This is a genomic window from Bradyrhizobium pachyrhizi, from assembly GCF_001189245.1.
Classification (GTDB): Bacteria; Pseudomonadota; Alphaproteobacteria; order Rhizobiales; family Xanthobacteraceae; genus Bradyrhizobium; species Bradyrhizobium pachyrhizi.
Genome location: NZ_LFIQ01000091.1, coordinates 12,356 through 16,515 on the forward strand (window position 1 = coordinate 12,356; position 4,160 = coordinate 16,515).

6 protein-coding genes are annotated in these 4,160 nt (G+C 65.7%); 3 read left to right on the forward strand and 3 right to left on the reverse strand.

All coding sequences use genetic code 11. The features are described 5' to 3' along the window. Both AKL29_RS22090 and AKL29_RS22095 read right to left on the reverse strand, forming a co-directional pair. The coding region (locus AKL29_RS22090; protein WP_082190666.1) for a PaaI family thioesterase at positions 1-468 on the reverse strand (468 nt) is incomplete at its 3' end. A 5-nt stretch (positions 469-473) separates the two neighbouring features. Next, positions 474-908, reverse strand: coding sequence for an acyl-CoA thioesterase (locus AKL29_RS22095; protein ID WP_028333533.1), 435 nt, complete (start codon positions 906-908; stop codon positions 474-476). Between the two features lie 181 nt (positions 909-1,089). Here AKL29_RS22095 and AKL29_RS22100 point away from each other — a divergent pair, with 181 nt between their 5' ends. Beyond that, on the forward strand, positions 1,090-1,647 hold the full coding sequence (locus tag AKL29_RS22100) for a TetR/AcrR family transcriptional regulator (protein ID WP_028333534.1): 558 nt from the start codon (positions 1,090-1,092) through the stop codon (positions 1,645-1,647). 83 nt (positions 1,648-1,730) lie between these two features. Here the strand turns inward: AKL29_RS22100 and AKL29_RS22105 are convergent, their stop codons facing one another. Continuing rightward, positions 1,731-2,216, reverse strand: coding sequence for a hypothetical protein (locus AKL29_RS22105; RefSeq protein WP_028333535.1), 486 nt, complete (start codon positions 2,214-2,216; stop codon positions 1,731-1,733). Between the two features lie 207 nt (positions 2,217-2,423). Between AKL29_RS22105 and AKL29_RS22110 the strand changes: the two genes are divergently transcribed. Continuing rightward, the gene (locus tag AKL29_RS22110; protein WP_028333536.1) at positions 2,424-2,705 is read left to right on the forward strand and encodes a PsiF family protein; all 282 of its coding nucleotides are present in this window, start codon (positions 2,424-2,426) and stop codon (positions 2,703-2,705) included. A gap of 326 nt (positions 2,706-3,031) precedes the next feature. Next, positions 3,032-4,117, forward strand: a complete 1,086-nt coding sequence (locus tag AKL29_RS22115; RefSeq protein WP_152977711.1) for an AbrB family transcriptional regulator — start codon at positions 3,032-3,034, stop codon at positions 4,115-4,117. Positions 4,118-4,160: the final 43 nt, after the last annotated feature.

Genomic DNA, 4,160 nt, shown 5'->3' on the forward strand with positions numbered 1-4,160 from the left:
AGATGAAGCTCCGCTCATCGCCGGCGACTCCCGCCTTTGCAGCGCCATCAGCGTGCCGCTCATGGTCGCGACCAACGTCTCGACGCCGTCCTGGATCGCATAGGCGCGGCCGTCGCAGACCGTTAGTGTGCGGCCGGGCTTGACCACGACGCCGCGGAACACGAACCGCTCGCCGCGGGCCGGCGCCAAGAGATTGGTCTTGAACTCCACGGTGAGGATGTCGGAGCCTTCGGGCATCAACGTGAAGGCGGCGATGCCGCAGGCATTGTCGAGGCCCGCGGTGATGATTCCGGCATGCACGAAGCCGTTCTGCTGGCAGAACTCTGGCGCATAGGGCATCGCAAGATCGACCTCGCCGGGCTCCATGCGCGCGATCGAGATGCCAAGCGTCTGCATCGCGCGCTGGCGCGCGAACGTATCGGTCGCAACCGCACGGTAATCGGGATTCTTCGGCTCGAAACGGGGCATGGCGGTCACGCGATTGCGGGCTCTGAAGGCACGAGATGCGGCATCGCGGCGTAGCGGATCGCCGGTGCAAACGGCGCCGATCTGCGCGCCGCACGGTCGATATGCACGGCCGCGATCTCGCAGGTCGCGGCGATCTCGCCGGTCTCCGCATTGCGCATCTCGTGCAGGATACGGATCGACTTGTCGCGGAACTCGACCAGCCGGCTCTTGACCTCGACAAGGTCGCCGGCGAGCAGCTCGCGCTTGTAGGAGATGTTCTGCTGCACGGCGGCCATGCCGCAACCGGACTCGCGCAGATAGCTCGGCGTCAGGCCGAGCCGCGCGAACATGTTCCAGTTCGCCTCGTCGAACTTGCCGACATACCACATGACGTTCATGTGGCCGATATGGTCGCAGTGCCAGGGATAGACCGTGCCGCGGTACGTCGCCTCGCCCTCCATCGGATTCCTCCTTCGATTTTTGATACGGTAGCGTATCAGGGACGAAGCAGGCTAGCAATACGGCACCGTATCAAAGCATGATCCGGAAAAGTGCGAAGCGGTTTTCCGAAAAGATCATGCACAGACAAGCGATTAATGCGCGATGACGATCCCATCGCGCATTATGATGCGCGGAGATCGCATGACTGAAAGCAAAGGCGACGTCTGGGTCGCGGCCGGCTTCGCCGAACTCGCCCATAGCGGGGTCGACGGCGTACGGGTCGAGGTACTGGCCAAGAATCTCGGCATCACCAAGGGCGGCTTCTACCGCCGCTTCAGGGATCGCGCCGCGCTGCTCGAGGCCATGCTGACACGCTGGCGCGACGGCCGCATCGCATCGATCGAGAAGCACACCGCGCTCGACGGCGCCAGTGCGCGCGAGCGGCTGAAGGCGATCATCACGCTGTATTCGGAGCGCATGAACACCGAGGCGATGGCGGTCGAGCTCGCGATCCGGCAATGGGCGCGCACCGATGAGGCCGCTGCCGCCGCCGCCGCGAGCGTCGATGCCGCGCGGCTGAAGAATGTCGCCCAGCTCTATCGCGCCACCGGGCTGCCGATTGAAGAGGCCGATGCGCAGGCCTTCCTGTTCTACTGCTTCATCTTCGGCCAGAGCCTGCTGTTTCTCGAGCGCGGCCCGCGCAAGCGCGCGCAATTGCTGGCGCAGTCGGCGGACAAGCTGCTGACGGAAAACCCGTAGGTAGAGAGCTGCAGCCAATAGAGCCGGTGCAAACGGAAAGCGGCCGGCTGACGCCGGCCGCTCGCCAAACTCGGTCGGCTCGCTCAGGCGCCCTTCAGGCGCTTGTTGCATTCGCTGTAATAGCCGCCGCCCTTCTGGATCCACTTCAGGCCGCCATTGCCGCCGGTGGTCTTGTTGGCGTTGTACTGGTCGACGCAGGTGTGCATGCGTCCCTTGCCTTCGGACTCCTTGGCGTATTTGGGATCGATGGCGTTCGGAAATACGGCGGGTCCTGCCGGCGCCGCGGGTGCCGCGGCGGGCGCCTGCTTGGCTTCCTTCGGCGCGGCCGGAGCGGGCGCAGCGGCTGCCGGCGGCGGAGCGGCGGGCGCCGCGGCCGGTGTCGCGTCGGCGCCGCACTGCGCCTTGCGGAAATCATTCCACTTCTGGCCGCCGAGGGTGCCGGCCGACTTGGCCGCCTGGTACTTGGCGCTGCATTCCTGCGCGGTCAGGGCCTGCGCCGGCGCGCTCGCCGCAAAGGCTGCAAAGCCCGACACCGCAAGCACGCACAACAATCTGGTCTGAATGGTCATCCCTGGTCTCCCGTCATCCCTGGTTTCCCGTTGGTTTCCCGTTGGGGCATTGGCGTAAGACCATTATCCTAGCGCAACCCCGACTTGCGACAACGCGCCAGCGCGCCTGCGCTTTAAAATATTGTGGCGGCGGGACCGCTGCATGTTCATCCACGGTTCAGCATCGTCGCGCGACGTTTCGGCCCTCTTTCCCTCACGAGGTGCCCCATGAAGACGATTTCCATGCTCGCGTCCGCAACCGCCCTTGCCTCCCTGCTGCTGACGGGCGGAGCTTTCGCGCAAACGGCCGCGCCCGCCGCCAAGGACGCCGCTCCCAAGGCCGAGACCAAGGCGCCGGCCGAGAAGAAGCAGCGCACCGCGGAGTCGCTGGAATGCTCGAAGGAAGCCGACGCCAAGGGGCTGCACGGCAAGGAGCGCAAGAAATTCCGCTCCGAATGCAAGAAGGAGAAGTCGGGCGGCGCCGCCGCTGCGCCGGCGGCGACGAAGTAACGTCCGGACCGGTTTGATGCGATTCGCTCTCCCCATCGGGGAGGGCAATCGCACATGCGCTCGATCCCTCGACGACTCCGTGATGCCCGGCCTTGTGCCGGGCATCGACGTGTTGGCTTGCGCGTGGAAAAGGCGTTGATTGCCGGGACACCTCCGCGAAGACGCGCTTCGCGCTTCTGCCCGGACATGACGAGTTTGTGGCGATACTGATCGCAATCCCCGGCGCGTTTCGAAGGGTGAAAATCTGTGCGCCGGGCGAGCCGGGGCGCAATGCTGCAATCGCGAGATGCATTTGTCGCGTTCACGCGAATTTGCCATAAGGCGGCGTGACCCTGATCCGCGCTTCGATGGCAACGGCCATTCCCGACCGCAGCAAAGTCCTGAACGGGCTCGAGACCCTCGTCATCGGCACCGTCGGCGGCTTGCTGTTTCTGTGGGCAGAATTGCCGGGCGGCCTGATCTCGGGGGCGATGGTCGCGGTCGCGATCGCCGCATTGGCCGGACGGCCGCTCGCGGTGCCGGCGGTGCTGACGCAATCGGTGCTGCTGTTGCTCGGCATCTCCCTCGGCTCGCTGATGTCGCAGCAATTGCTGCAGCACATGAGCTCCTATCCGCTCACCATCGGCCTGCTGGCGCTGGCGACGTTCTGCTCGACCTTCGGCTCGAGCCTCTATCTGCAACGCGTCCATGGCTGGGACCAGACCTCGGCTTTCCTTGCCGGCAGCCCGGGCGCGCTGTCGCAGATCACGATCCTTGCCGCGGAAAAGGGCGCCGACGTCGCGGCGATCGCGGTGGTGCAGACCATGCGCGTGATCATCTTGACCGCCGCGCTGCCGCTGGTGCTGGCGCTGACCGGGGTGACACATGCCGCGCCGCCGCCATTGCCGACCTCGATCGCCTCGCCGTTCGGCCTCGTCGCGCTTGTCGCCTTATCGATCGGCGTCTCGCTGCTGCTGCGCTGGATCAAATTCCCCGCCAGCTGGATGTTCGGCGCGATGCTCGCCTCCAGCCTGCTGCACGGCTCCGGGCTGGTCGATGGCGGCCTGCCGCCCTGGCTCCGCAACGTCGCGCTGGTCGGCATCGGCGCCATCATCGGCACCCGCTTCGCGCGGATGAAGACCTCGACGCTGCTCAGTCACGTCAATGCCGGGCTCGGCTCGTTTGCGATTGCCATCCTGATCTCGGCCGTGTTCGTCGCGGTGATCGGCTTCACCACCCATGTGCGGCTCGCCGACGTCGTGGTCGCCTTTGCCCCCGGCGCGATGGACGCGATGCTGGCGCTGGCGTTGACGCTGCACATCGACCCGATCTTCGTCGGCGCGCATCATCTGTCGCGCTTCCTGTTCGTCACCATCTCGACGCCGGGCATCATCCATCTGTTCGGCCGGCCGCAGGACGACGTCGACGATTAGCTCGAAAGCGTAATAGGATGGGTAGAGCCAACGGGTCCGCGCA